Here is a 25,721-nt window from a genome sequence, read left to right as displayed (position 1 = left end):
GATCCGTGGACGTTTGCGTCCACGGCCCGAAGTGTCCATCTCTGTTCCGTGGACCGGGCGTTCGGCCTTTGGAATCGTCGGGTGCATGTATCTCGTGCATGCCCGATTGCAGGGTCCTCCCGGTGTCGCCCTTCCTCCGCAGGCGAGGTCCCTCGTGCGCGCGCTCGCCCGCGAGGGCGACGGCCTGGAGCACGTGGCTGCACACCCCCGAGCCCTTCCGCACCCCGTCGTCGGCCTCTTCCTCCGGGCCGAGAGCCTCATGGAGGCCGAGTCGAACGCGGCCGTCCTGTGCCGGCGGGTCCTGGAGTGCGCGGAGTTCACCGGCTGGTCCCTGGTTCTCGCGCAAGCACCCATGGTCGCGCCGTTCTACGAGTCGCTGCTGTCCGCTTCCGCCCCTCAGGCGGGGTGGCTGGACGGAACGGGCCAAGGCCATTTGCGTCCAGCCGGATCCCCTTCCACCCCACCTGACCAGCGGCGAGAGTAGTTCTTGTCAGCAGGGAACACCGCCCGGCGGACAAAGAACCAGACAGCGTCACCGCGGGACGCAGACCGGTTCAGGACACCCGACCAGACGTCAGAAAAGGACCAAGACCATGCTTCGTACCCGTCTCGCCCAGGCCGCCGCGGTCACCGCCCTCACCTCTTCCTTCCTCCTCGCCGACGCCATCCTGGCCTCCGCCGCAACGGCCCCGCAGGCCTCGGTGTCCGTGTCCGCCGCCCAGGCGGTTCCCGCCGGGATCGCTCCCTCCGCCGGCAAGGACACCATGGGCTGGTCCTGACCCCACCGGCCCCAGTCCGGCCCGCCAACGGGCCCCTTCCCCTCCAGACACGGCACGACAGCCCGTGATGGTCCGCCCGACCGGGCGCTTCCACCCGGCTCTGCCGAGTCCGCGATGCCGGGCGGCGTGAGTACACCGCCGCCGCACCCACCGCCGCACCCACCGACCCGCCCGTCCGACCGCTGTTCCTGCAGGACAGCTGTCCGGGGCCGAGCCGGCCCGCCGCACGCCCACGCCGCACCAGTACCGGCGGGGCGCGGCCACCCCTGAATCGTCTTCCGTGCAGCACCCCAAGGAGCCCAGCCATGTCCAAGCGTGCCCTCACCGTTGTCGCGGCAGCCGCCGCCGTCGTCGCCACGATGGTGTGCCTCCCGACCGCACAGGCCGCCGGAAAGCCCGACTTCCAGCTTCCCGCCCCGTGCGGAGAGAACTGGCAGGCCACCACCTACACGGATCACCAGCCCTCCTACTCGGTGGACCTGAACTACTACCCGGAGGACACCGGCCGCCCCGTGGTGGCCAGCGCGGCCGGCACCGTGAGCGTCTCCGGTGCCTCCGGAGGCTGGGCGGGCACCCATGTCCGGATCGACCACGGCGGTGGCTGGACCACCCACTACGCCCACCTGTCGGCCACGTCGGTGAGCGCCGGCGCCACGGTCGCCGCGGGCCAGATGATCGGCCGGGTCGGCAACACCGGGAACTCCAGCGGGGCGCACCTGCACTTCGAGCAGACGCTGAACGGCGTCGGACAGCCCGCCGTCTTCAACGGAGCGTCCTACTCGTACACCACACGCAACATAACCAGCGCCAACTGCGGTTCGCCCGAACCGGCTTCACCGGCCCCCGTCACCGCGGTCGGCGACCTGACCGGAGACGGCAAGCCCGACCTGCTGGCCCGGGAGGGCACCGACGGGAAGACCCTGTGGCTGTACCCGGGACTGGGCAACGGAAGGTTCGGCACCCGGATCGACAACGGCGGATGGGGCTCCATCAACCAGATCTCCGGCGTCGGCGACATCACCGGGGACTCCCGGGCGGACGTCCTGGCCGTGGAGAAGTCCACCGGCAAGCTGTGGGTCTACCCCGGGCAGGCCAACGGCCACCTGGGTGCCCGCGTCGACAACGGGGCCGGCTGGAACGACATGCGCATCGCCGGTACGGAGGACCTGAACGGCGACGGCAAGGGCGACCTGCTGGCGATGGAGACCGAGACCGGCAAGTTCTTCCTCTACCCGGGCCAGTCCAACGGCCACTTCGGCAGCCGCGTCCAGATCGGCACCGGCTGGGGCGCGATGAGCGTGGCCGCAGGAGCCGGCGACCTGACCGGCGACGGCAAGAACGACGTGATCGCCGTCGAGGAGGCCACCGGCAAGCTCTTCGTCTACCCGGGCCTGGGCAACGGCAGCCTCGGAGCCCGCATCGAGTCGGGCACCAACTGGGACACCATGTCCAGCATCAGCGGAGCCGGCGACTACACGGGCGACGGCAAGGACGACATCGTGGCCCGCCAGAACGACGGAAAGCTCTTCGTCTACCCGGGCATCGGCGCCGGGAAGCTCGGCACCCGCATCGACAACGGCGGCGGCTGGAACTTCGACAACTGACAACGCCCGCCCGGCGGTTGACCGCGCACCCCGCTCACCCGGGGCAGCGCTCCCGCCGGGCCGGCCCGCCCGCCCCCACCCGGGGCGGGCCCCCTCCCGCACTTCACACCCCCAGGAGAGTTCTCCGTGCGCAATCGCACCCTGAAGGCCGCCGTCGCCACCGCATCCCTGTCCCTGATCCTCTCGCCGCTCCTCGTCGGCGGCTCCGCGCAGGCCGCCTCGGTGGCCACCTGGGACAAGGTCGCGGAGTGCGAGGCCGGCGGGAACTGGTCCATCAACACGGGCAACGGCTTCTACGGCGGCCTGCAGATCCAGTTGTCCACGTGGAACGGCTACGGCGGCAAGCAGTACGCCTCCTATCCGCACCAGGCCACCAAGAAGCAGCAGATCCTCATAGGGGAGAAGATCCTCGCCGGTCAGGGCCCGGGTGCCTGGCCCAACTGCAACGCCGGTCTGGCGACCGACCACGCCGATCCCTACCCGACCGAGCCGCCCGCCCCCGTGGGCATGGTCCACCTCACCGCGGCCGACTTCACCGGCAACGGCAAAGCGGACCTGGTCGGTGTCGAATCCGCCACCGGCAAGCTGTGGCTGTACCCCGGAACGGGATCCGGCACCTTCGGTACCCGCATCCAGATCGGATCGGGCTGGGGCGCCATGAGCAAGCTGTCGGCCGCCGATTTCACGGGTGACGGCAAGGCCGACCTGCTGGCCGTGGAGAACTCCACCGGAGCCTTCTACGCCTACCCCGGCACCGGCGCCGCCAACGGGACGAGCACCCTCGGTGCCCGGACCCAGATCGGCAGCGGCTGGGGCTCGATGCGCGACCTCACGGCCGTCGACGTCAACAAGGACGCCAAGCCCGACCTGCTGGCCATCGACGGCAACGGCGCGCTCTGGTCCTACCAGGGCACCGGTTCCCTGGCCGGCACGAACACCCTGGGCGCCCGTACCCAGATCGGCTCCGGCTGGGGCGGCATGACCGAACTGGCCGTGCCCGGCGACCTGAACGCGGACGGCAAGCCCGACCTCCTCGCCGTCGATGCGGCCGGCGCCCTCTGGAAGTACCCCACCACCGGCTCGCTGGCCGGCATGAACACCCTCGGCGCCCGCAACCAGGTCGGCTCCAACTGGGACAGCATGCGCCAGCTGGTCGGCGCCGACTTCAACGGCGACGGCAAGGGCGACCTCGATGCGGTCGAGGCCCCCACCGGCTCGACCGGCGACTTCTTCTTCTACCCCGGCAACGGCAGCGGCGGCTTCGGCGCCCGCGCCCAGATCGGCTCCGGCTGGTAGCAGCGGCACGGCTCCGCCGCACCGCCCACAGAACTTCGCACCACCCGCACCACCCGCACCACTCACCCGCACGTTCGCCGCGGTGCCCCGCACCGCCACCCCGAGGAGACCTCGTGTCTGTCATCCGCCGCGCCCTGAAGACCTCCGCCATCGCCACGCTCGTCGCCGCAGCAGCCGTCACGGCGGTCAACGCCGCCCCCGGCGCCACGGCCTCCACCTCGCTCTCCGCCTCGCCGGTGGCCACGACCAGCTCCACCGTCAACGGCAGCATCACCCGCGCCGAGGTCCTGTCCCGGGCCCAGTACTGGGTCGACCAGAAGGTCCCGTACAGCCAGACCGCCTGGGTTCCGGACTCGCTCGGCAAGCTCTACCGCACGGACTGCTCGGGCCTGGTCTCCCTGGCCTGGCACCTCGGCAGCAGCCTCACCACCTGGACGCTCCCGCAGGTCTCCACCAAGCTCGCCGACCTGGACGACCTCCAGCCCGGTGACGCGCTCAACAACATCGACGCCCACGTCGTGCTCTTCACCGGCTGGACCGATTCGAGCCACACCGTGGCCAACATCATGGAGCAGCCCAAGCCGGGCTACACCGCCCGGAAGAACACCTACTCCCGTGACTACATCATCACCGCGGGCTTCAAGGGCTACCGCTACAACAAGATCGTCGAGGGCACTCCGACGGCTCCCGACGCCGGCATGACCGACCTGACCGGCGGCAACTTCGGCGGCAGCGCCACCGCAGACGTCATCGCCGTCGAGTCCGCGAGCGGCAAGCTCTTCTACTACCCCGGCACCAGCGGCGGGCAGCTCGGTGCCCGGGTCCAGGTCGGCACCAACTGGGGCTCGATGAGCGAGCTGTCCTCCGGCAAGTTCACCTCCGACGCCCACCGCGACATCGCGGCGGTCGACGCCGACGGCAAGCTGTGGATCTACCCGGGCAACGGCGACGGCACCTTCGGCACCCGGATCCAGGCCGGCACCGGCTGGGACTCCATGCACGACCTGGCGGGCGCCGACGTCAACAAGGACGGCAAGACCGACCTGCTCGCGGTGGCCGGCGACGGCAAGCTGTTCGCCTACCCGAGCAACGGCACCGGGGGCTTCAACGACCGCGTCCAGATCGGCTCCGGCTGGAACGCCATGGACGAGATCGTCAGCCCCGGCGACCTGAACAAGGACGGCAAGGACGACATCGTGGCCCGCGAGGTCGCCACCGGCAACCTCTACGCCTACCCGGGCACCGGTGCGATCAACGGCATGAGCACCCTCGGCGGGCGCGTCCAGATCGGCTCCGGCTGGAACGCCATGACCAACCTGGTCAGCGGTGACTTCAACAACGACGGCATCGGCGACGTGGACGCCGTCGAGGCCAACGAGGGCAACACCGGCAAGTTCTACAGCTACCCCGGCACCGGTGCGCTCAACGGCCTGAACACCCTCGGCGCCCGCGTCCAGATCGGCTCCGGCTGGTAACCCGCCCCCGCAGCACGGCCTTCGAGCCTCCGGGCCGCCACCGCACCCCGCGTGCGGTGGCGGCCCGGCCCCCTTCCCCCCGTAAGCCAGCCCGCCAGTCCCCTCCGTAAGCCCGCCCGCACTCCCGAAAGGACGAGCGCCACCATGGCCCTCCGACCCCGCACCCGCACCTCCGCGCTAGGCGCCGTGGTCGCGGCCGCCCTGGCGCTCGCCTGCCTGAGCACCACCCCGGCGACCGCCGCCACCGTCCCCGACGGAGCGATCGCCACCCCCAACAAGGTCACCCCCCTCAGCACCACCGGCATGGGCCTCCAGTCGGACAACGGCCGCGAGGCGGACCGGATCGCGGCCTTCGAAGCCGCACACCCGGCGCTCAAGCGGGTCAAGGCCGCCGACGTGCTCGCCGACACCTCGGGCCTCAGCACCGGTCGCGGCCTGTGCCACCCGACCAACATCGCCGGCGCCCAGGGCTTCTGCTGGAACACCGCCGACGACGCCGGCTCCTGGGTCCCCCAGGGCCTCACCGGCTCCGGAGAATCCGCGCAGTCGGCGGCCCTGGTGGGGGGCCGCAAGGTGCTCATCACCGGCTGGTACGGAGCCTCCGGCAGCGAACGCATCACCCTGGCCGATGTCACGGACCCCGCCCGCGTCACCTACCGGCACGTCCAGCTCGCCGCCCTCAACAGCGCCGGCGACAACTACGTCCCCATCCTCGGGGGCCACGCCAACGGCGTCGTCTGGGCCGGCAGCAAGCTCTACGTCGCCTCCATCGGCAGCGGCTTCGACGTCTTCGACCTCAACGACATCTGGAAGATGGACGTCACCACCGGCACGGCCTTCGGCCTCGACGCCGACGGCAAGGCCCGGGGCGGGGGCCACGCCTACGTACTGCCGCGCCAGGGCAGCTACGCGTACACCGGTCAGGGCACCGGCTGCGGAAGCTACGCCGGCGTCCCCCAGCGGCCCTGCATCACCGCCGCGTCGCTGGACCTCTCCGGCGCCCAGCCCGCCCTGGTCACCGCCGAGGGCGATCCCGCCGCGGTCGAAGGCAACTTCGGGAAGGCGTCCGCCCCCGTCGTCCGCTGGCCCATCGACCCCGCCACCGGAGTGCTCAAGGCCGACACGGCGGGCCGCGTGCAGGCCGCGGCGGCCTTCGCGTCGCCGATGGGCGGCACCCAGGGCGTCGCCATGAACAACGGTCGGATCGTCCTCGCCGGCGCCTGCCCGGAGTTCGTCCCCGCGGCGAACCAGCCGGACCAGAACAACATCCGCCAGTACGCCGGCTGCCTCTACGAGACGGCCCCGGGCGACCCCGTACGGCTCGTCACGCGGACCCAGGTGAATCCGGAGAACTTCTCCTACTGGCCGGGGAGCGATCAGCTCTGGCTGGTCAACGAAGCTCCCGGCGACCGCACCGTCATCAGCATTCCCTGGCCCAAGCCCCCGGCGGGGATGACCCGGCTGGTCGCAGCGGACTTCACGGGTGACGGGAAGCAGGACCTGACCGGTGTGGAGAGCGCCACGGGCATGCTCTGGCTGTACCCCGGCAACGGTGCCGGCGGCCTCGGTGACCGGATCCAGATCGGTGCGGGCTGGGGCGCGATGAACGAGCTCACGGCCGCGGACTACACGGGGGACGGGAAGCCGGACCTGCTGACGGTGGACGCCTCGGGAGTCCTGTACCTGTACCCGGGCTCGGGGAGCGCGGCCGGCATGAGCACGCTGGGCGCCCGCACCCAGATCGGTTCCGGATGGGGCTCGATGCGGGAGCTGACCGCGCTGGACGCGAACAAGAACGGCAAGACGGATCTGGTGGCCCTCGACGGGGCCGGTGCGCTGTGGGTCTACCCGGGCACCGGTTCCCTGAACGGCACCAGCACGCTGGGCGCGCGCACGCAGATCGGTTCGGGCTGGTCCGGGATGAGCGAGCTGACGGTCCCCGGTGACCTCGACGCGGACGGCAAGTCCGACCTCGTGACCGTCGACGCGGCCGGCGTGCTGTGGAAGTACCCCTCCACGGGCACCCTGAACGGGATGAGCACCCTCGGCTCCCGCGCCCAGCTCGGTACGAACTGGAACAGCATGCGCCAGCTGGTGGGCGCCGACTTCAACGGCGACGGCAAGGGCGACCTGGACGCCGTCCAGGCCCCCGACGACGTGGCCGGCGCGCTGTACTTCTACCCCGGCAACGGCGCGGGCGGTCTCGGAAACCGCACCCAGATCGGCACCGGCTGGTAGCCGCCGGCAGGCGACCGCCGCGCGCGGCCGCGGTCACTTCCGGGATTCGGCAGACCGCCGAAACCGGAAGTGGCCGCGTTCGGCGTTTCCCGGGGGTAGCCTCCCCGCCGGGAGAGGGGTGGGACGGGGTGTCCATCGCGGAGTTGCAGGTGTGTGCCGTCGAAGCCGCCGACGTCACGGGCGGGGTGTGCGTGGTGCGGTGCATCGGGGGAGTGGCGCGGGCCGGGCAGGCGTACGCGGCCGGCGAGCTGCGGACCAGGCTGCGGGGGATCGAGCGGTACGGGCGCACGGTCGGCTCCTTCGACGCGGGGCACGTGGCGAAGGTGCACCTCACGGGGCCCGTGGTCGCGCTGCTCGCGCGCGGGCAGGTGCTGACGTACGTACCGCCGGACGGGCACGCGCTGGCCGACCTGGAGGAGTGGCTGGCCACCGGGCCCCCGCTGCTGGAGGAGCCGCATCCGGAGCAGCTGCGGTCCCTGGCGACGAGCCGGATGCAGGGCGAGGAGCTGCCCGACCGGGTGCGGCTGCGCTGGGGCCGGGTCGCGCTGGCCGCCATCGAGCGGTCGGAGCGGCCGGAGGAACGGCCGTACGTGCGCAGCTACTTGATCCGGTGCTTCGGTCCCGGCGAGGACGGGGATCCCGACCGGGACCCCGCCGCACTGTGCCGGGACGTACTGGCCCGCTTCGAGCTGACCCCGGCCCAGGCGGCGGCGCAGGCCCGGGTCTGGCGGGAGCTGCCGCGCCCCGACATCCTCCGGCTGCGCCGCATCAAGAACCTGATCCGCTGCACGGAAGCGGCCCGGCCGTACCTCGCGCCGACCGACCCCCTGGCGGTGGCCGTGGACGCCTGGAGGGCGGTGCGGCCGGGGCTTCCGTAGGGGGTCCGGCGGGGGGCTCCGGCCGGGGGGTCAGCGGGCCGCGTTGCCGAGCACCTTGGCCGGGGTGAGGCGTACGACGACCCGGACGTCCTCGGCCGGGGCGTTCAAGTAGTCCGCGCCCGCGCCCGGGCCCTCGTACTCCTCCGCGATGCGGACGGCGACGGCCCGGCCGGTGTCCTCGGTGACGGTGGCGGTGCCGCGGATCTCGGCGTAGAGGAAGGGGTTGGCCAGGTCGAAGACGGTGAGGCCGATCCTGGCGTCCCGCGCGATGTTGCGCTCCTTGCGGCGGCCGCGCTCGGTGGAGATCAGGATCTCGTCCCCGTCCCGGGTCACCCACACGACCGAACTCTGCGGGCTGCCGTCGGGGTTGAGCGTGGCGAGCACCGCCGGATGCGGGGCGTCGAGCAGCTTTCGTACGGTGTCGTTCAGCACAAGAGTCATGCGGGGAACGGTAATCGGGGCGGGCGGGGGCGCGCCGTCGATTTCCCGTGGATGCGGGGCGACTAGGGCAGGTCGCCCGGTGCGCAGCGCCCGGTCAGCAGGAGTCCTCGCCCTTGAGCAGGCACTTCTCCGCCCACTCGCCCAGCTCCGTGAGCGCGGGCTTCAGTGCGGCGCCCCGCTCCGTCAGCCGGTAGGCGACCCGCAGCGGCGGACCCTCGTCGACCTCGCGCAGGACGAGGCCGGCCGCCGCGAGCTCGACCAGGCGGTCGGACAGCATGCGCTCGCTGATGCCGGAGATGGACCGGCGCAGGTCCGCGAAGTGCACGGGGCCCTCCATCAGCGAGGCCAGGATCACGCCCGTCCAGCGCTTTCCGAGCAGCCCGAAGACCTGGGTGATTCCGTCGCTCACCCGGCTGCAGGCCCCGGTGTCCTGGTGCTTCCCCTTGTCCGGTGGCGGAGCTGGAGCAGGCGGACGCCGTGCTGATCGGCGCCCCGATGTACAACTTCTCGATCCCCTCCACCCTGAAGGCCTGGCTGGACCAGGTCATCGTGATGGGCCGCACCGCGGGCCCCGACTCGCCCCTCAAGGGCCTGCCGGTCACCGTCGTCGCCAGCCGCGGCGGCTCCTACGCGCCGGGCACCCCGCGCGAGGGCATGGAGTACGTGCAGAACTACCTGGCCGGCGTGCTGACCGAGATGTTCGGCGCCGAGGTCGACTTCATCGTCCCCGAGCTGACCCTGGCCACGTCCGTCCCGGCGATGGCCGGACTCATCCCCCTCGCGGAGGCCTCGTACGCGCAGGCCCTCGCGGACGCGGAGTCGAAGGGCAAGGCCCTCGCGGCACGCCTCGGCTCGGCCGCCTGAGTCCCGCCGGGCTAACGTCACCCCAGGACGACCACCTGGGGGGAAGCCGTGGACGCGACGGCAGAGCACGCCGACAAGCCGGAGCACGCCGAGAGGCAGGAGCACGCCGAGAGGCAGGATCACGTACGAGCCGGCCGGCCCGCCCGAATACCCGAGGTCGACGCCCTGCGCGGCTTCGCCCTCCTGGGCATCCTGCTGGTCAACGCGCTGATGATGGCCGGTCCGTACGGCACCGGGGGAGCCGTCGATCCGGACGCCTCCCCCCTCGACCGGGGCGTCGACGGGGTCGTACAGGCCTTGGCCGTCGGCAAGTTCTACCTGATGTTCTCGTTCCTCTTCGGCTACAGCTTCACCCTCCAGCAGGCCTCCGCCGCACACGACGGCGCGAGCCCCGCCCCGCGGATGCTCCGCCGTACGCTCGGCCTGCTCGTCCTGGGCCTCCTGCACGCCGTGCTGCTGTACACCGGCGACATCCTCATGACCTACGCACTGCTCGGTCTGATCCTGATCGCCGCACGGAACTGCGCGCCCGGGACGGCCCTGCGCGCGGCCCGGATCGTCTACGGATGCGCGAGCGCCTTCCTGCTCCTCCTGGGGCTCGGCTCCCTGTTCGTGTCGGACGCCGAGACGGCCCGGGCGGACGAGGAGCTCACCTCGGGCTTCGCCGCGATGGTCGCCGACTACCGCGGCGACGCCGCGTCCGTCGTGCAGGCCAACCTCGGGCAGCTGCCCGACGCGCTGCTCGCCGTACCGCTCATGGGCGGCTTCGTGCTCGCGGCCTTCCTGACCGGCCTGTACTGCGGCAAGCGGCGGCTGCTCGCCGACACCGGACGGCACGTGGCGCGGATGCGCCGCATCTGCGTGCTCGGCACCGCCGTGGGCCTGCCCGGCAGCCTCTTCATGGCCGTGGCCTCGGGCGGCGCGCTCGGCTCCCGGTGGGCGCTCCTCGGCCCGGTCGTGGGCATGGTCACGGCTCCCGCGCTGACCGCCGCCTACGTCTGCGGCCTGCTCCTCTTCATGAAGACGGCCCGGGGCGGGCGCGCCGCGCGCCTCCTCGCCCCGGCCGGCCGGATGGCCCTGACGAACTACCTGAGCCAGTCCCTCGTCATGGCCCTCGTCTTCACCGCCTACGGCCTCGCCCTGTACGACCGCCTCGGCGCGGCCGTCGTCGTAGCCGGCGCGCTCGCCCTCTACGGAGCCCAACTCGCCCTCAGCAAGCACCTGATGGCCCGGCACCGGTACGGCCCGGTGGAATGGCTGCTCCGCACGGTCACCCTCGCTCGCCTCCCGCTGGACCGCGGCGACGGCGGCGAGCGCGGCGACCGTCGCGACCCGGTGGCCTCCTGAGCGGTGGTCCGCGGGGCCTTCAGCGCAGGTCGAGCAGCATCACGTCGTGGAGGTCCGCGTCCACGCCCCGGGGCCGCGCCTCGCCGATCTTGCGGTAGCCCCACGACCGGTAGGCGGCGGAGGCCGCCAGGCCCTCCGGGTGCACGTTCAGCAGCACCCTTTCGGTGCCGACCCCGTCGAGCAGCGTCGCGTGCAGACGCCGCGCGACACCCCGCCCGCGCCACGGCGCGCGCACGGCGAGCTCCACCAGCCCGAAGGTGCGCCGCCCGTCCTCGCGCCGCATCGCGGCGGGCACGGGCTCGGTCAGCTCGTCCCACCACACCGCGTCGGGCGCGAGCGTCCAGCCGTACGCCATGCCGGCCGGCTCGCCCCCGGGGGTACGGGCCAGGGCCGCGCGGAAGGCGGGCCTGCGCGTCAGGTCGGGGAAGTGGCGGAAGACGGCGGCGACGTCCTCCTCGGTCTCGTCGTACGGAGCCTCCGCGAACGCCTCGGCGTAGACCAGCCCGAACGCGTCCGCGGCCCGCGCAGCGGCCCGTCCGTCCAGGAGCTCCGTCACGAAGTCTTCTTGGTGTGTCATGTGGTTCCTTCGAGTGCCCGCCAGGGGATGTTGCGCCAGGGGCTCGCCGGATCGGTGGTCAGGGTGAGGTGGGCGGCCAGCGCGGTCGCGTACCACTCGCCGAACTCCTCCTCGTCGAAGTGCAGGCACCGCGCCAGTACGTACCCGGCGGAGAACTCCTCCCACGAGCGGTACGTCGCGCGGGCCGCGGCCCCGGCCGCCAGTACGCCGCGTTCGGCCTCGGCGAGGGTGCCGTAGCGGGCGCCGACTCCCCAGCGGGCCATCTGCGAGGCGCGGCCGTGGTCCCAGCCCTCGACGGAGCGGACCCAGCCCTCCTCGGGGAGCAGTCCGTCGGCGCGGAAGCGCTGCTCGTAGCGGGCGATCCGGCCGATCAGCCGCTGTACGCCGGCCACCTCGCCCTCCACCTCGGCGCTGGGCCGGGGCGCGGCGAGGGTGACCCCCTCGGGGGTGAGCTGCGGTTCGGCGGCCCGCTCGGCGTTGCGGCGCAGGGCGGTGGCCGCGGCGTGCCGCCAGTGCTCCAGGTCGACGGGCCCGGCGAAGTCGGAGGAGAGGATGCGGCGCACGCGCAGCGCGAACTCCCAGACGGGGCTGACCATATCGGCGGAGAGCAGGCCGCGCAGGACCCGGTGCCAGCTCGCGGAGTCGGTGATCTCCCAGCTCTGGAGCAGGCGTTCGCGCTCCCGGGCGTAGCCGTTGCCGTGATAGGCGAGGGCGTTCCAGAACTCCCCGTTGGTCACGGAGAGATGGGCTCCGACGGCGAGCCCGTGCGCGACGGGCCCGTGCAGCGGTCCGCCGACGTGCAGGGAGTGCACCGCTCCGCGGGCGAGCCCCCAGACCGGGGCGGCGGCGTCCCAGTGGGCGCGCCAGCGGGCGAGGTCGGCGGGGGTGGTGGTGAGGTAGGCCTCGGCGGGGGAGCCGGGGTTCACGGCGAGGTGCGGCGGGTCGGCGGAGTCCCAGGCGTTCGCGAACCAGGCGAGGGATCGGGGCAGGTACACGGTGTGCGGGTCGGGGACGGGCAGCATCCCGCGGGTGTGGACGACGAGGCAGCGTCGGTCGGGGGTGGGGTGGAAGCGTGCCGTCGTGGGCTCGGCGTCGACCTGGGCCCGGGACTGCGCGAGGAACAGCTCGTTCCGGGCGAGGACGTCGAGGTACCCCGGCCAATCCCCGCGCGCCTTGGCCCCGTACAGCTCGCGCTCGATGGAACTCGGCGCCGTCCACCCATCCATGTGGATCAGACTAACGGGGGCCCCTGTGCCCTCCGTGGGCCAGCTCGGCCCATACGGTCTTGCCGACGACCCGGTCGCAGGAGCCCCAGCGCTCCGACAGCGCGCTCACGATGTGCAGGCCGCGTCCGAACTGGTCGTCGTCGGACACCGCTCGCGGTTCGGGCCGGCGCTCGCCTTTTGGATCGGTGACCTCGATGCGGAGCACCGCTCCGGTGAGCTGGACCGCGACCCGGAGGTACCGGTCCCACAGCGAGCCGTGCAGCAGCGCGTTGGTGAGCAGCTCGCTCGTCAGCAGGGCCACGTCCGAAGCGAGCTCGGGCTGTCCCCAGGCGACCGCCAGCCAGGCGGAGTGCCGACGGGCCCTCGGTACGGAGTCCTGGCGGGGCGGGTAGTTCCGTACGTCCTGACGCGTGAGTACGTCCATGGCTGTGCACCTCCGGTACGGGCGGTGGCATGCCGGTGCCGTCTCGTGGACAGCCCGGTGCGCTTCCGCCAACTGATGCTGGGGGGTGAGTAGTTCGTTCGTCGACGACGCTAGGGATGACACCTCTGGGACACAAGTCGTTCGGGGATTATCTTCCCTGAATGGGTGACGGGGTCGACTTCCGTCGGACGTTGGCGGGAGACTGACGCGGTGAACCGTGGAATGCGTGAACCCGAGGGCAACCGGGTGTCAACGGTGTTGGGCCGCAGGTTGGGTGGCGAACTGTCCAAGCTGCGCGCAGCGGCGGGCCGAACCCAGGCCCAGGCGGCCTTGGAGATCACCGCGACGCCGACGAAGGTCCAGAAGATGGAGAGCGGCTGGGTTCCCATGCGGGACCCGGACATCCGCGTGCTGTGCGAGTTCTACGGAGTGACGGACGCCGAGTTCGTGAACGGCCTGCTCGACCTGGCCAAGCTGGACCGCGAGCGCCGCAAGGCCAAGGGGTGGTGGCAGAAGATCCCCACGGTGGGCAGTTTGGCCGAGTACGTGGCCATGGAGGACGTCGCCACCCGGATCCGTACCTGGCAGCTCGCGCTCGTTCCGGGGCTGCTCCAGACTCCGGACTACATTCGGGCCCTTGGAGTCGGCTCCGACTCGTGGACGCATCCCGACGAGATCGAGGAGATGGTGACGACCCGCACCAAGCGGCAGGCCCGGCTGTGGGGCGACCGGCCGCTGGAGTTCCACGCGGTGATCTGGGAAGCGGCTCTACGGCAGGAGATCGGCGGACGTGAGGTGATGCGCGGGCAGCTCGAACATCTTCTGCACATGGCCGAGTTGCCACATGTCCACGTTCAGGTACTGCCGTTCCGGGCGGGCGCGCACCACGGGGTAGCCGGGGCGTTCAACATCATCTCCTTCGCCGAGCAAGGAGCAGTGGACGTCGGCTATTCGGAAGGGGTCGCCTCTACTGTGTGGGTGGAAGGGGCGGAGGCGAACCAGGCGTACGTCCGGTCCTTCGACCGCGTGGCACGCATGAGTCTCGCGCCACGTGACTCCGCAAACCTGATCAGTGCCATCAGCAAGGGTATTCAGCTATGACCGAGTTCGAGTTCGTGAAGTCCAGCTACAGCAGCGTTACGAACGACACGGATTGCGTCGAGATCGCCACCAACATCGTCGGGACCGTCGCCGTCCGGGACAGCAAGGACGCCGACGGGCCGGTGATTCGGCTGGCCCCCGCCGCCTGGGCGGCCTTCGCGGCGTCCGCGTGATCATCCGGACCGGGCGGCTCACGCTGCTGCCGCTGGAAGCCGCGCACGCCCAGGAGATGGCCACCGTGCTCGGCGATCCGGAGCTGCACGGCTTCATCGGGGGAGCCCCCCTCACCGTGTCGGAGCTGCACGCGCGCTACGAGCGGCTCGCCGCCGGGTCGCCGGACCCCGACGTCGCCTGGTGGAACTGGGTGGTGCGGCTCGACGAGGCGGACTGCCTGGTCGGCACCGTGCAGGCGACCGTGAGCGGCGGCGTCGCCGAGGTCGCCTGGGTGGTCGGCACGCCCTGGCAGCGGCGCGGCATCGCCACCGAGGCCGCAGCGGGGCTGATCGGGTGGCTCCGTACACAGGCGGCGGTGCACGCCGTCATCGCGCACGTGCACCCCGACCACACCGCATCCGCGGCCGTCGCCCGCGCGAGCGGCCTCGCCCCCACCGACCAGTGGCACGACGGCGAGGTCAGGTGGGAGTCGGCGACGACCGGCTGATCCGACTCGTCCGGCTGCCTGGCCGGAATCGCATGGTTCGCCCGGATCCGGAACGCCAGTAGGGTGTCGGGCCCCGGGGGGACTCGTCGCGGCAGAGGAGCGGCCATGCGGAGCGGTACGGGTTCGGTCGCGGTGGTCGGAGGTTCCATCGCGGGCTGTGCGTTCGCCACGGCGGCCGCGCGGGCCGGGGCGGCCGAGGTGGTGGTGCTGGAGCGTACGCGCGGGCGGCTCGCGGACCGGGGGGTCGGGCTGTGCGTCCACGACGACCGGGCCGTCGAACTGCGGGCGAGCGGGGCGCTGCCCGAGGGGATCGCCGCGCACCGGCTGGAGCGCCGCCGGTGGGTGGTGCGCGACCCGGAGGCGGGGGCGGCGGGCCGGCTGATCTGGGAGCAGCCGTTCCCGTTCCACTCGTACCACTGGGGACAGCTCTGGCGCGGGCTGCGGGAGGCGGTCCCGGACGCGGTGGTCTACCGGCAGGGCGAGACGGTGACGGGCGTGGCCGGGGACGGCGAGGTGCGGCTCGAGGGCGGTGGGGCCGAGCGGTACGACCTGGTCGTCGGCGCGGACGGGTACCGGTCCGTGGTGCGCGCGGCGGTCTGTCCCGAGTCCCTGCCGCACTACGCCGGGTACGTGTGCTGGCGCGGCAACCTCGACGCGGGACTGCTGCCGACCGGCGCCGTGGACCCGCATCCGGAGGCGGTGACCACCGTCTGCTTCCCCGGAGGCACCTGCGTCATCTACCGCATCCCGGGGCCGGACGGGCCCCGGGTGAACTGGGTCCTCTACGCCCCGCCGCCGCGGGACGGCGGGCTGCGCTACGACGACCCGACGAGCTTCCCGCCCGGCGGGCTGACCCCGGAACTCACGGAGCACCTCGGGGCGCTGCTGGAGCGGGAGTTCCCGCCGTACTGGGGCCGGGCGCTCGCGACGACGGACCCGCGGGACACCTTCGTCCAGCCGATCTACGACCTGGAGACCGCGCGGACCACGGCCGGTCGCCTGCTGCTGGCCGGGGACGCGGCCAGTGTCGTACGCCCGCACAACACGAGCGGCGCCGCCAAGGCCCTCCAGGACGCCACCGCCTTCGCCGACGGCTGGCGGCGGGCGGACTCCGTCGAGGAGCTGCTGCGCGGCTACGAGGGGGTGCGCGGCGGGGCCGGGCGGGAGCTGGTCGCCCTGGCGCGCCGGCTCGGTCGTGCCCAGGTCGAGCGGACTCCGGCCTGGGCGGACATGAGCCGCGACGAGGTGGAGGCGTGGTGGCAGGGGCAGCTCGCGGGGGTGCCGGGGATCGGCGGGCAGTCGATGACCCGGTAGCCGGGGCCGGGGCGGTGGCTTCGAGGCGGTGCCTCTGGGCGACGGGCCCGCCTGACGGGGCATCGGCCGGGGGTGACGGTGTACACGCAGGTCACGGGCGTCCGTAGGCCGGTTGCGCGGCGTGTCGGCGCGGGGCGAACAGGGTCTCCGGTTGCGGGAGGTGACGGGCTGTCCGTGAGTGGACCGTGACACGTCCCATGTCACGTGCCGGGTCACGTCCCGTCCCCGGCACACCCCTGGCATTCCCGACACCGCTGTCCCCCATCGGTGTCCCGCCGACAGGAGAGTCCGTTGCGCCGCCTCACCCGCTACACCGTCCCCGCCGCCCTCTGCGTGACCCTGCTGGCCGCGTCCCCCGGCCTCGCGCAGTCCGCCCACGCCCCCGCGAAGGCCCCGGCGGCCTCGACCCGTCAGGCCATCCCCGGAACCGAGGCGCTGCTCGCCCAAGTGCAGTCGCTCGGCGGCGTCGGGGGGCTGCTGAAGCCGGTGACCGACCTCCTCGCGGCGGTCCTGAAGTCCCCCGACGGCAAGCTCCCGGAGGCGGACCTGGCCGCCTTCAAGGAGAAGATCGACGCGGCGATCGCGGAGCTGAAGAAGAGCCTCCCCGCCGCCCCGGCCCTGCCCGTACCCCTCCCGCCGGTGGACGCCCCCAACCTCCCGGTCGACCCGCCGAAGCTGCCGGTGGAGGCGCCGAAGCTGCCCGTCGAGGCCCCCAAACTGCCGGTGGAGGCTCCTGCGCTGCCGGTGGAGGCCCCGAAGCTGCCCGTTGACGCCCCGAAGCTCCCGGTCGACGCCCCGGCGCTCCCGGTGGACGCGCCGAAGCTCCCCGTCGAGGCGCCGAAGCTTCCGGTCGCGGCCCCGGCGCTGCCCGTCGAAGCCCCGAAGCTGCCGGTCGCCGCCCCCGCGCTCCCCGTCGCCGCCCACCAGGCCAAGCGCGCCTTCGGCCCGCTCGACCTGGCCACCGGCGCCATCGACAAGCTCAAGGGCTCCGTCGACGGGCTCACCAAGGCCGCCGGTCCCTGCGGCTGCTCCACCGACGCCAAGGCCAAGGCCACCGACGTGGTGACCGACCTGGTCGCCGCCCTCGTCGCCCTCCTGACCGGCCTCGGCCTCCCGGGCCTCCCCCCGCTCCCGGTCCCGGCCCCGCAACTCCCGGTCCCGCTCCCCGTCCAGTAGCGCCCCGGTACCTCCGGGAACCGGCCTCCGTCAGGGATCCGGTCCCCGGGCCCCGGCACACCCGAGCCCGAGCATGCGCCCGGGCCGGGCCGGGGTCCGGGGGCCGGGCCGCCCGGGCTCCCGGGCTGCGGCACGCCGGGCCCCCGTTCCCGAAACGGCCCGCGTGGCCGTGCGACCGGTGTGCCGCCGCGCGACCGTACGGACCCCCTTGACGGGCCCTCCGCGCCGGTGGACGCTCCCGGGGCTCGGATCCGTACGGTGCATTGGGGGGCCGGAATGCCGGAGCAGTCGGAGGAGCGCGTCCAGACGGCGGGGGAACTGCGGGCCCTGCTCGCGGCGCGCGGGGCGCGGTGGTCCGTGAGCGAGCACCTTGCCGACGGGGATCCCGTACCGAGGCCCGCCCTGGGCCTGGGTGCGAGCACGGCGGCGGCACTGGACCTGACGCCCGCCGGGGCCGCGCCGCCGGTGGACCTGCGGAGCCTCGCGGGCCGGGCCAGCGGCAATCCGCACCTCACCCGGCGCAGGAGGGCGCACGGCCTGCTCCCGGTCGCGGACACGGATACGGGCGCGGACCCGGCCACGGGCGCGAGAGCAGCCACGGCCGAGCCCACGGCCACGGGAACCGGGGCCCCCGCCACCGCCCGGCCGTCCGCCGTGGACTGGCGGAGCCGGTGGGGTCACGCCTGGCTCACCAAGGTGAAGGACCAGAACCCGTGCAGCTCCTGCTGGGCGTTCGGCGCGGCCGGCCTGGTGGAGTCGATGGCCCGCATCGAGCACCACGTATGGGCCGAGCGGTCCGAGGGGGACGTGCACGACGGGCTGAAGGCCCGCTGCGGACAGACGGGCAGCCCCGAGGCCGCGCTCGACTGGATCCGGACCAACGGCGGACTCGCGGACCCGGGCTGCTGGCCGTACTCGCCGCCGCCGCCCGGAACCCCCGTGGACCGCCGGGAGGCCTGGCGGGCGGAGTACACCCCGAGCTGGGACCGTTCCGGGCGGACCGTCCGCATCGCCGGGTACGTCCGGCTCGGCGACGTGGAGCAGCAGAAGGTCTGGCTGGACACGGTGGGCCCGCTGACCGCCTGCTTCGACGTGTACGAGGACTTCTTCGGCCTGGGCTCCGGCGTCTACCACCGCACGAGCGACCGGCTGGCGGGCGGTCACTGCGTCCTGATCACCGGCTACGACGACGCGGCCGGCTGCTGGCTGTTCAAGAACTCCTGGGGGACCGGGTACCACGTGGGCGGCTACGGCCGGATCGGGTACGGCGAGGCGCGCATCGACGACTGGGCGAAGTGCGGGCTCCAGGACACCAACATCGATCCGTGGAGCAAGCGCCGCCTGCACACCGGCAACGTTTACGAGAGCGGCAACGGCCGTGCCCACCGCAACTTCGAGCTGGCGGCCCTCGCCGACTCCGCGGGCGGCCCGCTGCGGCACTGGTGGCGCGAGGGCGACGCCCCGTACGCCTGGAACCGCGCCCAGAGCTTCGCCGCCGACGCCTCGGGCCAGCCCGCCTTCACGGGGACCACGTACAACCGGAACATGGAGTCGCTGCACGTCACCACGGGCGGCCGGCTGCGCCACTGGTACTACGAGCACTTCGGCGGGGCCTGGCGCGACGGCGGCGCCTTCGGGCCCGGGGACGCGGCGGTCGGGTCGACCCCGGCCTTCATCCAGAGCGACTACGGGGCGCCCGGCAACTTCGAGGTGGTCGTCCGCACCGCCGACGGCCGCCTCAACCACTGGTGGCGGATCAACGGCGCCCCCTGGACCTGGAACGACGGCGGCCGCTTCGCCTCCGGCATCGCCCACTTCGGCCCGGCCCTGGTCCAGACCCGCTCCCGCCACCTCGACCTGGTCGCCGCCCGCGCGGACGGCCGGATGCAGCTGTGGTGGCGCGACGACCCGAACGGGTTCGTGTGGCGCCCCGGCGAGATCTTCGGCTCCGGCGTCACCTCCGCGCCCTGCCTGATCGAGGCGCAGTACGGGGCGGCCGACGAGGACACCGCAGGGAACTACGAGCTGTGCGTGACGGGCCCGGGCGGCCGCGTCGAGCACTGGTGGCGCGGCAACGCGGGCGGCGCCGCCTGGCAGCGCTCCGCCGTCTTCGGCCACGACGTGCTGGCGGTCACCGGGATGCTCCAGGGCAGTTTCGGGTTCAACCTGGAGGTGATCGTCCTGCGCACCGACCGCCTGCTCCAGCACTACTGGCGCGACGGCTCCGGCTGGCACGAGGGGACGGTGATCGGCCCGGCTTAGGCCGCCGCGGGAGAGGAGCAGTCCGCGTGGAGGTGCGCGAGGTGGTGCTCGCGCCCGGTGAGCCGTACGAGCTGCGGCTCACCGGGCGCGGTGCGCGCGGGTACGTCTGGACCTGGCGGGTGACGGGCGACGCGGACGCCGTCGCGGTGGCGGAGGGTGCGCCGGAGCCGCCCGCCGCGGAGCCACCGCTGCCCGGGGCGACGGTGGAGCGGTTGTACGTCGTACGGGGGCGGGTGGCGGGCCGGGCCCGGATCCGCTTCGCGCAGGTCCGGCCGCCGTATCCGGAGGAGGCCGCGTACGACGAGTTCGTGCTGGACGTCGTGGTGCGCTGAGGTCCACGTGGTGACCGTGTCGAGGGTCCACATCCTGGACGCCCCCCGGCTTGCACCTCTGTTGTATCTATGCTGTGCGCATGCCACCCGCCAGTACCGCCGGTACCACCGTGACCGCTGCCGAACGCGTCTACCGACACGTGAAGCAGGCCGTGCTCGACCGTCGCTACGAGGGCGGGGTGCTGCTGACCGAGGGCGAGCTCGCGGTCGCCGTCGGGGTCTCGCGCACACCGGTCCGCGAGGCGCTGCTGCGGCTGGAGACCGAGGGACTGCTGAAGCTGTACCCGAAGAAGGGCGCCCTCGTCCTCGCCGTCTCCGCACAGGAGATCGCCGACGTGATCGAAACCCGCCTGCTGGTGGAGGAGTTCACCGTCCGCCGGGCCGTGCCCGCCCCGGCCGGGCTGCTGGAACGGCTCGCGGAACTGGTCGAGGAGCAGCGCCGGCTCGGTGACGCCGGCGAACTCGCGGCGATGATGGCCGCCGACCGGGCCTTCCACGCGGAGATCGTGCGCAGCGCCGGCAACCAGATCCTCTGCCGCCTCTACGACCAACTGCGCGACCGCCAGCTCCGCATGGGCGTGGCCCTGCTGCACGCACACCCCGAGCGGGTGGAGCGGACGCTGGCCGAGCACCGGGAGATCCTCGCCGCCCTGCGCGCGGGCGACGCGGACACGGCCGCCGCGGCGGTACGGGCCCACGTGAGCCGGGTCGGGGAACTGGTGCGGGGGTCCGCCCGATGAGCTCCGCCTCCGCCGACGCCTCCGCCGACGCCTCCGCCTCCGCCGCCCCGGCCGTTCCCGCGGCCTCCGTCTTCAAGGACCCGCCGGGCGGCCGCAAGGCGGTGCTCGTCTGGTCCATCGGCGTCGCCGTCTACTTCGTGGCGGTCATCTTCCGCACCAGCCTCGGTGTGGCCGGGCTGGAGGCCGCCGACCGCTTCCACGTGAACGCCTCGGCGCTGTCCACCTTCTCCCTCCTCCAACTGCTGGTCTACGCGGGCATGCAGATACCCGTCGGCCTGATGGTGGACCGGCTCGGCACCAAGAAGGTGCTCACCCTCGGCGCCGTGCTCTTCACCGCCGGCCAGATCGGCTTCGCGCTCTCCCCCTCCTACGGGATGGCCCTGGCCGCCCGCGCCCTGCTGGGCTGCGGGGACGCCATGACCTTCATCTCCGTCCTGCGGCTCGGCACCCGCTGGTTCCCGGCCCGCCGGGGCCCGCTGATGGCGCAGCTGGCCGGCCTGGTCGGGATGGCCGGCAACCTGATCTCCACGCTGGTGCTGGCTCCCGTGCTGCACGGGGTCGGCTGGGTGCCGGCGTTCGCGGGCAGCGCGGTGGCGGGCCTGGTCGTGCTGGTCCCGCTCGTGCTGTTCCTGCGCGACCATCCGGAGGGGCACGAGCCCGCGCCGCAAGCGGCCACCGGGGCAGGGGGCTTCGTACGGCGCCAGATCGCCGACTCCTGGAAGGAGCCCGGCACCAAGCTCGGTCTGTGGGTGCACTTCACGACGCAGTTCCCGGCCATGGTGTTCCTGCTGCTGTGGGGCATGCCCTTCCTGGTCGAGGCCCAGGGGCTCTCGCGGACCACCGCGGGCGGGCTGCTCACGCTGGTGGTCGCCTCGAACATGGCGCTCGGCCTGGTCTACGGCCAGATCGTCGGCCGCCGGCAGTCCTCCCGGATCCCGCTCGCCCTGGGCACGGTCGCCCTGACCGCGCTGCTGTGGGGCTCGGTCCTGGCCTACCCCGGGGACCACGCGCCGATGTGGCTGCTGATCGCGCTCTGCCTGGTGCTGGGCACGTGCGGGCCCGCGTCGATGATCGGCTTCGACTTCGCCCGCCCCGCCAACCCGGCGGAACGTCAGGGCACCGCCTCCGGAATCACCAACATGGGCGGTTTCATCGCCTCGATGACGACCCTGCTGGTGGTGGGCCTGCTGCTCGACGCCACCGGAGACGACTACCGCATCGCGTTCTCGTCGGTCTTCGTCCTGGAACTCCTGGGCATCGCCCAGATCCTGCGCCTGCGCGGCCGCGCCCTGGCCCGCGAACGCGAGCGGATGGGTGCGGGCACGGGTACGGGCTCGGGTGGCGCGGGCTCGGGCTCGGGCGGAGGAACCCCGGTCCCTCCGGTGGCACTTCCCTCGCAGTCGGTGCCTCCGCCGGCCCCGGTTCCGGTCGCCACCGCCGTGGCGGCCGCCGGGGCCGGCACCCCCGTCGGCACCCCTGCCGACCCGCGGCCGGCCCGGTGACGTCCGGTGCCGGCCCGGCATGCGCGCAGGCCCCCGCACCGAAAGAGACGGCCTAGGTGGGACAGACCCCCGTCCTTTCCCACCTGTCCGCCCGTCGACTCCGCGGAGTCGGGTTCCGGCCAACGCGCACCGAGCCTATGAGGGCTCCGCGCGGCCGCGTGTGCACTGAGCGCAGGGACCGTTGACAATCCGCGCAACGGCCCCGGCTGTGGTTTAGGGGGCTAGGGCCTGTCGTCAAACTCCCGTCGTCGCCCGAAGCGCGGCCGCGCGGCGGAACTCGCTCGGGCTGGCCCCGTAGGTCTCGCGGAACAGGCGGCTGAACACGGAGGCGTTGGTGAATCCCCAGCGCAGGGCCACCGTGTGGACGGGGACGGTGAGCTGACCGGGGTCGGCGAGATCCTCGCGGCAGCGCTCCAGGCGGCGCCGGCGGATCGTGGCCGCCACGCTCTCCCCGCGCTCCCGGAAGAGGAGCTGGAGCCGGCGCAGCGACATGCCGTGCCGGGCGGCGACCACGGAGGGGCTCAGCTCGGGATCGCCGAGGTTGTGCCCGATGAAGGTGTCGATCCGAGCCGCCAGCGCCCGGGCCCGGTCCTCCTCGGACAACTCGTCCGCGGCGCCGGGCCGCCCGGCGAGGCAGGCATCGGCCAGGTCGAGGGCGATGGCGCCCAGCTGCTCCAGCTCGGCCGGACCGCACTCCTCCCCGTGAGCGGCCAGGGAGCGCATGTACTGCGCGAGGATCGCCCCCATGCCCCGGTCGGCGGGGATCCGCTCGGCGAGCACCCTGTCCACCCGGTCCATCTGGTCCACGCGGTCCGACCGCACCAAGGGTTTCGCCGGCCTACGGGGTCACGGAGTCACGGAGAAGTTGGCCAGGATGGCCTCGGCCAGCGCCGGGTCACCCTCCACCTTCACCCGGTCGGCGACGGTGTGCGCACGCACCCGGCCGGCTGCGAGGCGCACGTACGTCTCCCAGTCCAGGGTCAGCGTCACCGCGGGCCCCAGCGACGGGGCCTTGTCGATGGTGCCGCGGCCCTCCGCGTCGACCCGTACGGTCCGCATGAACTCCAGCGCTCCGTGCACGTCGATGACGACGGCCGAGTTCGCGGGTGCGCCCGCCTTCTTCGCGACCACCTTCGGCAGCCCGGCGAGCAGGAGGTCCCTGGCCACGTAGGCGCCCGGCGAGTCCCAGTTCCCCGGTTGCCCCAGGGCCGCCCGCAGGTCCTGCTCGTGGATCCACACGTCGAACGCGCGCAGCCGCAGCGAGTGCTCCAGGGTGGCCGGCTCGCCCAGCGGGCCGCGGATCATGGTGTCCGGATCCCGCTTCTCGTTCCGCAGCTGACGGGAGCGGCGGATGATCGTGTACTCCAGCTCGGAGGTCATCTCGGGCGCGGTGTGGTGCCGCCGCACGTCGACCTGCACTTCCATGTACCGGGAGAACTCGTCGACCACGTGGAGCAGGTCCCGCGGCAGGGTGTGGATCGGGCGCGGGTCGCCCAGCTGCTCGCACTCGATCCCGATGACGTGGGACACGACATCGCGCACGGACCAGTTCGGGCAGGGCGTCGCCCGGTTCCACTCGCCTTCCGTCAACGGAAGGACCAGCTCGGATATCGCCTCGATGGAGTGGGTCCACGCGTCGGCATAGGGCTGAAGGCTGGGATGCGGATGGACGGTCAACGGGACCCCTCGCGTGCTGTTCATCGGCCTGTTGGCGCGTTAGGTGCAGTGGCGCGTTCTGGAAGCTTGTGCAATGGCTTCAAAACTACGCTGCCGGTGAGCACCCCGGCAGTGCTTTCGTGTGACGATCGTAGGCCCGAGTTGACGGCTTGAAAGCCAGGACGGTGGTACTGTGCGCGCTTCCCTGATCCAAATCGCGGTGAATGAGGGCGAGTCGGTGGTTTCCCGCCGCGCCCGGGTCGCCGACCTCGTACGCGAGCAGTCCGGGTCGGACCTCGTCGTCCTGCCCGAGCTGTGGACCGTGGGCGCCTTCGCCTACGAGCAGTTCGAGACAGAGGCCGAGCCGCTGGACGGACCGACCTACGGGGCCATGGCCGCGGCGGCCCGCGACGCCGGGGTCTGGCTGCACGCCGGCTCCTTCGTGGAGCGCGCGGGCGACGGCTCTCTCTACAACACCGCGCTCGTCCTCTCCCCGACGGGCGAGCTCGCCGCCACGTACCGCAAGATCCACCGCTTCGGCTTCGACCAGGGCGAGGCCGTCATGATGTCCGCGGGCGATTCTCTGACCACGGTCGCCCTGCCGGAGCAGACCCTCGGCCTGGCCACCTGCTACGACCTGCGCTTCCCGGAGCTGTTCCGCGGGCTGGTCGACGCCGGGGCGACGACGCTGGTCGTCTCCGCGGGCTGGCCGGCCCGCCGCCGGGAGCACTGGACGCTGCTGAACCGGGCCCGTGCCGTCGAGGACCAGTCGTACGTCCTCGCGTGCGGGTCGGCCGGCAGCAACGGGGGCGTGGAACAGGCCGGGCACAGCTTGGTCGTGGACCCGTGGGGCGAGGTCCTCGCGGAGGCGGGCCCGGGGGAGGAGGTCCTGACGGTGGACCTCGACCCCAAGAAGGTCGCCGAGACCCGCGAGCAGTTCCCGGCCCTGAAGGACCGCCGTCTCGGCCTCTGAGCCCGTCGGAGGGCCCGCGCCACGTGCGTGCTTTACTCGCCCGGAGCCCCTGGGGGACGAGGACGGGAACGACGAGAGCACGGACGGGGTGCGGGCCATGACGGACGTGAAGGCGGACGAGAGACCGGCGCGAGCGTGGGCCGAGCGGTCGGTTCCGAGGGAATCGGAACCGGTGGAATCGGAACCGGTGGAATCGAAGTCGGCGGAACGGGCCCACTGGCTCCAACGGTCGCTGGCCGGCCTCGCCACCCTCCTCCTGGTCGCCATGACGGCTCTCTGCGTGATGTCCCCGCTGGGCGGCATGGTCCTGATCCTTCCGCTCGTCGCCATCACCTGGTCCCTCTTCGTCCGGGAACGCGATGCGTTCCGGACGCTGTGCATCGTCGTCGGTGGCTTCGGGTTCATCGTCGGGATGCTGCTGTTCTCCTTCGGACTCTTCGTGGTGGTTCCGTCGACGATCGTCCTGCTGCTGGCCGCCTGGGCCGATCCGCGCCGCAGCCCGGCCGTCGCCTGGGCGTTCGCCGCACTCGCCGCGATGGTGGCCGCGCTGGCGCTGACCGCCGCGGGCTGGCTGGCGTACAACGCCTATCTGAGGCCCTCGTACGCCTACTCCGTGGACATCCCCAGCTCCCTGTACAGCGAGGACGGCCTCCCCAAGGTGGACTTCCGGCTGGACGGAGTGACAGGCGTCCACGAGGCGTTCCTCGATCCCGTGACCCGCGTGCAGGTGACGTACGACAAGAGCCTCACCGGGCCCGAGCGCGCCGCCCTGCGCGAGGCCCTGCGCGAGGTGCTGAAGGCCATCCCCGGCGCAGGCCCGCTCAAGGACTGCGGCACCGGCGACTGCGACTGACC

The 25,721-nt window shown here is 72.8% G+C and carries 26 protein-coding genes and 1 pseudogene; 20 read left to right on the top strand and 7 right to left on the bottom strand.

Annotated elements, in window-relative coordinates:
- The first annotated feature begins 154 nt into the window (after window positions 1–154).
- The 7 genes from ACE1OC_RS20070 to ACE1OC_RS20040 all read left to right on the top strand — a co-directional run bounded on the left by ACE1OC_RS20070 (window position 155) and on the right by ACE1OC_RS20040 (window position 8,270).
- Window positions 155–484 carry a hypothetical protein gene (locus ACE1OC_RS20070; RefSeq protein ID WP_407838166.1) on the top strand — a complete coding sequence of 110 codons (330 nt, stop codon included), beginning with the start codon at window positions 155–157 and terminating at the stop codon, window positions 482–484.
- A 109-nt stretch (window positions 485–593) separates the two neighbouring features.
- Complete coding sequence (locus ACE1OC_RS20065; RefSeq protein ID WP_407838165.1) at window positions 594–779, top strand: hypothetical protein; 186 nt, start codon at window positions 594–596, stop codon at window positions 777–779.
- Window positions 780–1,084: 305 nt separating this feature from the next.
- The gene (locus tag ACE1OC_RS20060) at window positions 1,085–2,383 is read left to right on the top strand and encodes an FG-GAP-like repeat-containing protein (RefSeq protein WP_407838164.1); all 1,299 of its coding nucleotides are present in this window, start codon (window positions 1,085–1,087) and stop codon (window positions 2,381–2,383) included.
- A 126-nt stretch (window positions 2,384–2,509) separates the two neighbouring features.
- Complete coding sequence (locus tag ACE1OC_RS20055; protein ID WP_407838163.1) at window positions 2,510–3,679, top strand: FG-GAP-like repeat-containing protein; 1,170 nt, start codon at window positions 2,510–2,512, stop codon at window positions 3,677–3,679.
- A 113-nt stretch (window positions 3,680–3,792) separates the two neighbouring features.
- Window positions 3,793–5,154 carry an FG-GAP repeat domain-containing protein gene (locus ACE1OC_RS20050; protein WP_407838162.1) on the top strand — a complete coding sequence of 454 codons (1,362 nt, stop codon included), beginning with the start codon at window positions 3,793–3,795 and terminating at the stop codon, window positions 5,152–5,154.
- 144 nt (window positions 5,155–5,298) lie between these two features.
- Window positions 5,299–7,392 carry an FG-GAP repeat domain-containing protein gene (locus ACE1OC_RS20045; RefSeq protein WP_407838161.1) on the top strand — a complete coding sequence of 698 codons (2,094 nt, stop codon included), beginning with the start codon at window positions 5,299–5,301 and terminating at the stop codon, window positions 7,390–7,392.
- Between the two features lie 128 nt (window positions 7,393–7,520).
- Entirely contained in the window at window positions 7,521–8,270 is a 750-nt protein-coding gene (locus ACE1OC_RS20040) for a hypothetical protein (protein WP_407838160.1), read from the top strand.
- A 30-nt stretch (window positions 8,271–8,300) separates the two neighbouring features.
- Here the strand turns inward: ACE1OC_RS20040 and ACE1OC_RS20035 are convergent, their stop codons facing one another.
- Both ACE1OC_RS20035 and ACE1OC_RS20030 read right to left on the bottom strand, forming a co-directional pair.
- Window positions 8,301–8,711, bottom strand: a complete 411-nt coding sequence (locus ACE1OC_RS20035; protein WP_407838159.1) for a PPOX class F420-dependent oxidoreductase — start codon at window positions 8,709–8,711, stop codon at window positions 8,301–8,303.
- A gap of 94 nt (window positions 8,712–8,805) precedes the next feature.
- On the bottom strand, window positions 8,806–9,120 hold the full coding sequence (locus ACE1OC_RS20030; protein WP_266956624.1) for a winged helix-turn-helix transcriptional regulator: 315 nt from the start codon (window positions 9,118–9,120) through the stop codon (window positions 8,806–8,808).
- 44 nt (window positions 9,121–9,164) lie between these two features.
- Here ACE1OC_RS20030 and ACE1OC_RS20025 point away from each other — a divergent pair.
- Window positions 9,165–9,575, top strand: a pseudogene (locus ACE1OC_RS20025) (NAD(P)H-dependent oxidoreductase); the annotation flags it as partial.
- Between the two features lie 48 nt (window positions 9,576–9,623).
- Window positions 9,624–10,922 carry a DUF418 domain-containing protein gene (locus ACE1OC_RS20020; protein ID WP_407838158.1) on the top strand — a complete coding sequence of 433 codons (1,299 nt, stop codon included), beginning with the start codon at window positions 9,624–9,626 and terminating at the stop codon, window positions 10,920–10,922.
- Between the two features lie 19 nt (window positions 10,923–10,941).
- On the opposite strand, the gene ACE1OC_RS20015 is transcribed toward ACE1OC_RS20020, so the two are convergent.
- The 3 genes from ACE1OC_RS20015 to ACE1OC_RS20005 are packed head-to-tail and all read right to left on the bottom strand — an operon-like array spanning window position 10,942 to window position 13,149.
- Entirely contained in the window at window positions 10,942–11,499 is a 558-nt protein-coding gene (locus ACE1OC_RS20015; protein ID WP_407838157.1) for a GNAT family N-acetyltransferase, read from the bottom strand.
- On the bottom strand, window positions 11,496–12,725 hold the full coding sequence (locus ACE1OC_RS20010) for a DUF1266 domain-containing protein (RefSeq protein ID WP_407838156.1): 1,230 nt from the start codon (window positions 12,723–12,725) through the stop codon (window positions 11,496–11,498). The genes ACE1OC_RS20015 and ACE1OC_RS20010 overlap by 4 nt, the downstream gene beginning before the upstream one ends.
- A 10-nt stretch (window positions 12,726–12,735) precedes the next feature.
- Window positions 12,736–13,149: an ATP-binding protein gene (locus tag ACE1OC_RS20005; protein ID WP_407838155.1), complete on the bottom strand. Its 414-nt coding sequence runs from the start codon at window positions 13,147–13,149 to the stop codon at window positions 12,736–12,738.
- Between the two features lie 222 nt (window positions 13,150–13,371).
- Between ACE1OC_RS20005 and ACE1OC_RS20000 the strand changes: the two genes are divergently transcribed.
- From ACE1OC_RS20000 to ACE1OC_RS19960, 9 genes are all read left to right on the top strand, one after another.
- A complete protein-coding gene (locus tag ACE1OC_RS20000; protein ID WP_407838154.1) occupies window positions 13,372–14,250 on the top strand; it encodes a helix-turn-helix domain-containing protein in 879 nt (292 codons plus the stop codon).
- Entirely contained in the window at window positions 14,247–14,423 is a 177-nt protein-coding gene (locus ACE1OC_RS19995; RefSeq protein ID WP_407838153.1) for a DUF397 domain-containing protein, read from the top strand. Before ACE1OC_RS20000 ends, ACE1OC_RS19995 begins: the two co-directional genes overlap by 4 nt.
- Window positions 14,424–14,479: 56 nt before the next feature.
- Complete coding sequence (locus ACE1OC_RS19990) at window positions 14,480–14,911, top strand: GNAT family N-acetyltransferase (RefSeq protein ID WP_407841622.1); 432 nt, start codon at window positions 14,480–14,482, stop codon at window positions 14,909–14,911.
- A 105-nt stretch (window positions 14,912–15,016) separates the two neighbouring features.
- Window positions 15,017–16,225 carry an FAD-dependent monooxygenase gene (locus tag ACE1OC_RS19985; RefSeq protein ID WP_407838152.1) on the top strand — a complete coding sequence of 403 codons (1,209 nt, stop codon included), beginning with the start codon at window positions 15,017–15,019 and terminating at the stop codon, window positions 16,223–16,225.
- 291 nt (window positions 16,226–16,516) lie between these two features.
- On the top strand, window positions 16,517–17,401 hold the full coding sequence (locus tag ACE1OC_RS19980) for a hypothetical protein (RefSeq protein ID WP_407838151.1): 885 nt from the start codon (window positions 16,517–16,519) through the stop codon (window positions 17,399–17,401).
- 276 nt (window positions 17,402–17,677) lie between these two features.
- Window positions 17,678–19,663, top strand: coding sequence for a C1 family peptidase (locus tag ACE1OC_RS19975; protein ID WP_407838150.1), 1,986 nt, complete (start codon window positions 17,678–17,680; stop codon window positions 19,661–19,663).
- A gap of 26 nt (window positions 19,664–19,689) precedes the next feature.
- Window positions 19,690–19,995: a protease inhibitor I42 family protein gene (locus tag ACE1OC_RS19970; RefSeq protein ID WP_407838149.1), complete on the top strand. Its 306-nt coding sequence runs from the start codon at window positions 19,690–19,692 to the stop codon at window positions 19,993–19,995.
- Window positions 19,996–20,075: 80 nt separating this feature from the next.
- A complete protein-coding gene (locus tag ACE1OC_RS19965) occupies window positions 20,076–20,735 on the top strand; it encodes a GntR family transcriptional regulator (protein WP_274548622.1) in 660 nt (219 codons plus the stop codon).
- Window positions 20,732–22,237, top strand: coding sequence for an MFS transporter (locus ACE1OC_RS19960; protein WP_407838148.1), 1,506 nt, complete (start codon window positions 20,732–20,734; stop codon window positions 22,235–22,237). The genes ACE1OC_RS19965 and ACE1OC_RS19960 overlap by 4 nt, the downstream gene beginning before the upstream one ends.
- A gap of 234 nt (window positions 22,238–22,471) precedes the next feature.
- On the opposite strand, the gene ACE1OC_RS19955 is transcribed toward ACE1OC_RS19960, so the two are convergent.
- Entirely contained in the window at window positions 22,472–23,035 is a 564-nt protein-coding gene (locus ACE1OC_RS19955) for a helix-turn-helix domain-containing protein (protein WP_407841621.1), read from the bottom strand.
- Between the two features lie 48 nt (window positions 23,036–23,083).
- Window positions 23,084–23,914 (bottom strand): maleylpyruvate isomerase family mycothiol-dependent enzyme, encoded by an 831-nt coding sequence (locus tag ACE1OC_RS19950; protein ID WP_407838147.1) that lies wholly within the window; start codon window positions 23,912–23,914, stop codon window positions 23,084–23,086.
- A gap of 172 nt (window positions 23,915–24,086) precedes the next feature.
- On the opposite strand from ACE1OC_RS19950, the gene ACE1OC_RS19945 reads away from it, so the two are divergent.
- Window positions 24,087–24,866 carry a carbon-nitrogen family hydrolase gene (locus ACE1OC_RS19945; RefSeq protein WP_407838146.1) on the top strand — a complete coding sequence of 260 codons (780 nt, stop codon included), beginning with the start codon at window positions 24,087–24,089 and terminating at the stop codon, window positions 24,864–24,866.
- Window positions 24,867–25,038: 172 nt separating this feature from the next.
- The gene (locus tag ACE1OC_RS19940; RefSeq protein WP_407838145.1) at window positions 25,039–25,719 is read left to right on the top strand and encodes a hypothetical protein; all 681 of its coding nucleotides are present in this window, start codon (window positions 25,039–25,041) and stop codon (window positions 25,717–25,719) included.
- Window positions 25,720–25,721 lie beyond the last annotated feature (2 nt).

It is taken from the genome of Streptomyces stoeckheimensis (genome assembly GCF_045822005.1).
Classification (GTDB): domain Bacteria; phylum Actinomycetota; class Actinomycetes; order Streptomycetales; family Streptomycetaceae; genus Streptomyces; species Streptomyces stoeckheimensis.
This window is presented reverse-complemented; position numbering and strand designations above follow the sequence as displayed.

Excerpts from the sequence above, each read along its gene's own strand:
- ACE1OC_RS20010 (WP_407838156.1), bottom strand. The coding sequence starts at position 12,725 with ATGGATGGGTGGACGGCGCCGAGTTCCATCGAGCGCGAGCTGTACGGG.
- ACE1OC_RS19975 (WP_407838150.1), top strand. The coding sequence starts at position 17,678 with ATGCCGGAGCAGTCGGAGGAGCGCGTCCAGACGGCGGGGGAACTGCGG.
- ACE1OC_RS20065 (WP_407838165.1), top strand. The coding sequence starts at position 594 with ATGCTTCGTACCCGTCTCGCCCAGGCCGCCGCGGTCACCGCCCTCACC.
- ACE1OC_RS19985 (WP_407838152.1), top strand. The coding sequence starts at position 15,017 with ATGCGGAGCGGTACGGGTTCGGTCGCGGTGGTCGGAGGTTCCATCGCG.
- ACE1OC_RS19990 (WP_407841622.1), top strand. The coding sequence starts at position 14,480 with ATGGCCACCGTGCTCGGCGATCCGGAGCTGCACGGCTTCATCGGGGGA.
- ACE1OC_RS20000 (WP_407838154.1), top strand. The coding sequence starts at position 13,372 with ATGCGTGAACCCGAGGGCAACCGGGTGTCAACGGTGTTGGGCCGCAGG.
- ACE1OC_RS19965 (WP_274548622.1), top strand. The coding sequence starts at position 20,076 with ATGCCACCCGCCAGTACCGCCGGTACCACCGTGACCGCTGCCGAACGC.
- ACE1OC_RS20060 (WP_407838164.1), top strand. The coding sequence starts at position 1,085 with ATGTCCAAGCGTGCCCTCACCGTTGTCGCGGCAGCCGCCGCCGTCGTC.
- ACE1OC_RS20015 (WP_407838157.1), bottom strand. The coding sequence starts at position 11,499 with ATGACACACCAAGAAGACTTCGTGACGGAGCTCCTGGACGGACGGGCC.
- ACE1OC_RS20035 (WP_407838159.1), bottom strand. The coding sequence starts at position 8,711 with ATGACTCTTGTGCTGAACGACACCGTACGAAAGCTGCTCGACGCCCCG.
- ACE1OC_RS20005 (WP_407838155.1), bottom strand. The coding sequence starts at position 13,149 with ATGGACGTACTCACGCGTCAGGACGTACGGAACTACCCGCCCCGCCAG.
- ACE1OC_RS19995 (WP_407838153.1), top strand. The coding sequence starts at position 14,247 with ATGACCGAGTTCGAGTTCGTGAAGTCCAGCTACAGCAGCGTTACGAAC.
- ACE1OC_RS20045 (WP_407838161.1), top strand. The coding sequence starts at position 5,299 with ATGGCCCTCCGACCCCGCACCCGCACCTCCGCGCTAGGCGCCGTGGTC.
- ACE1OC_RS19960 (WP_407838148.1), top strand. The coding sequence starts at position 20,732 with ATGAGCTCCGCCTCCGCCGACGCCTCCGCCGACGCCTCCGCCTCCGCC.
- ACE1OC_RS19955 (WP_407841621.1), bottom strand. The coding sequence starts at position 23,035 with ATGGACCGGGTGGACAGGGTGCTCGCCGAGCGGATCCCCGCCGACCGG.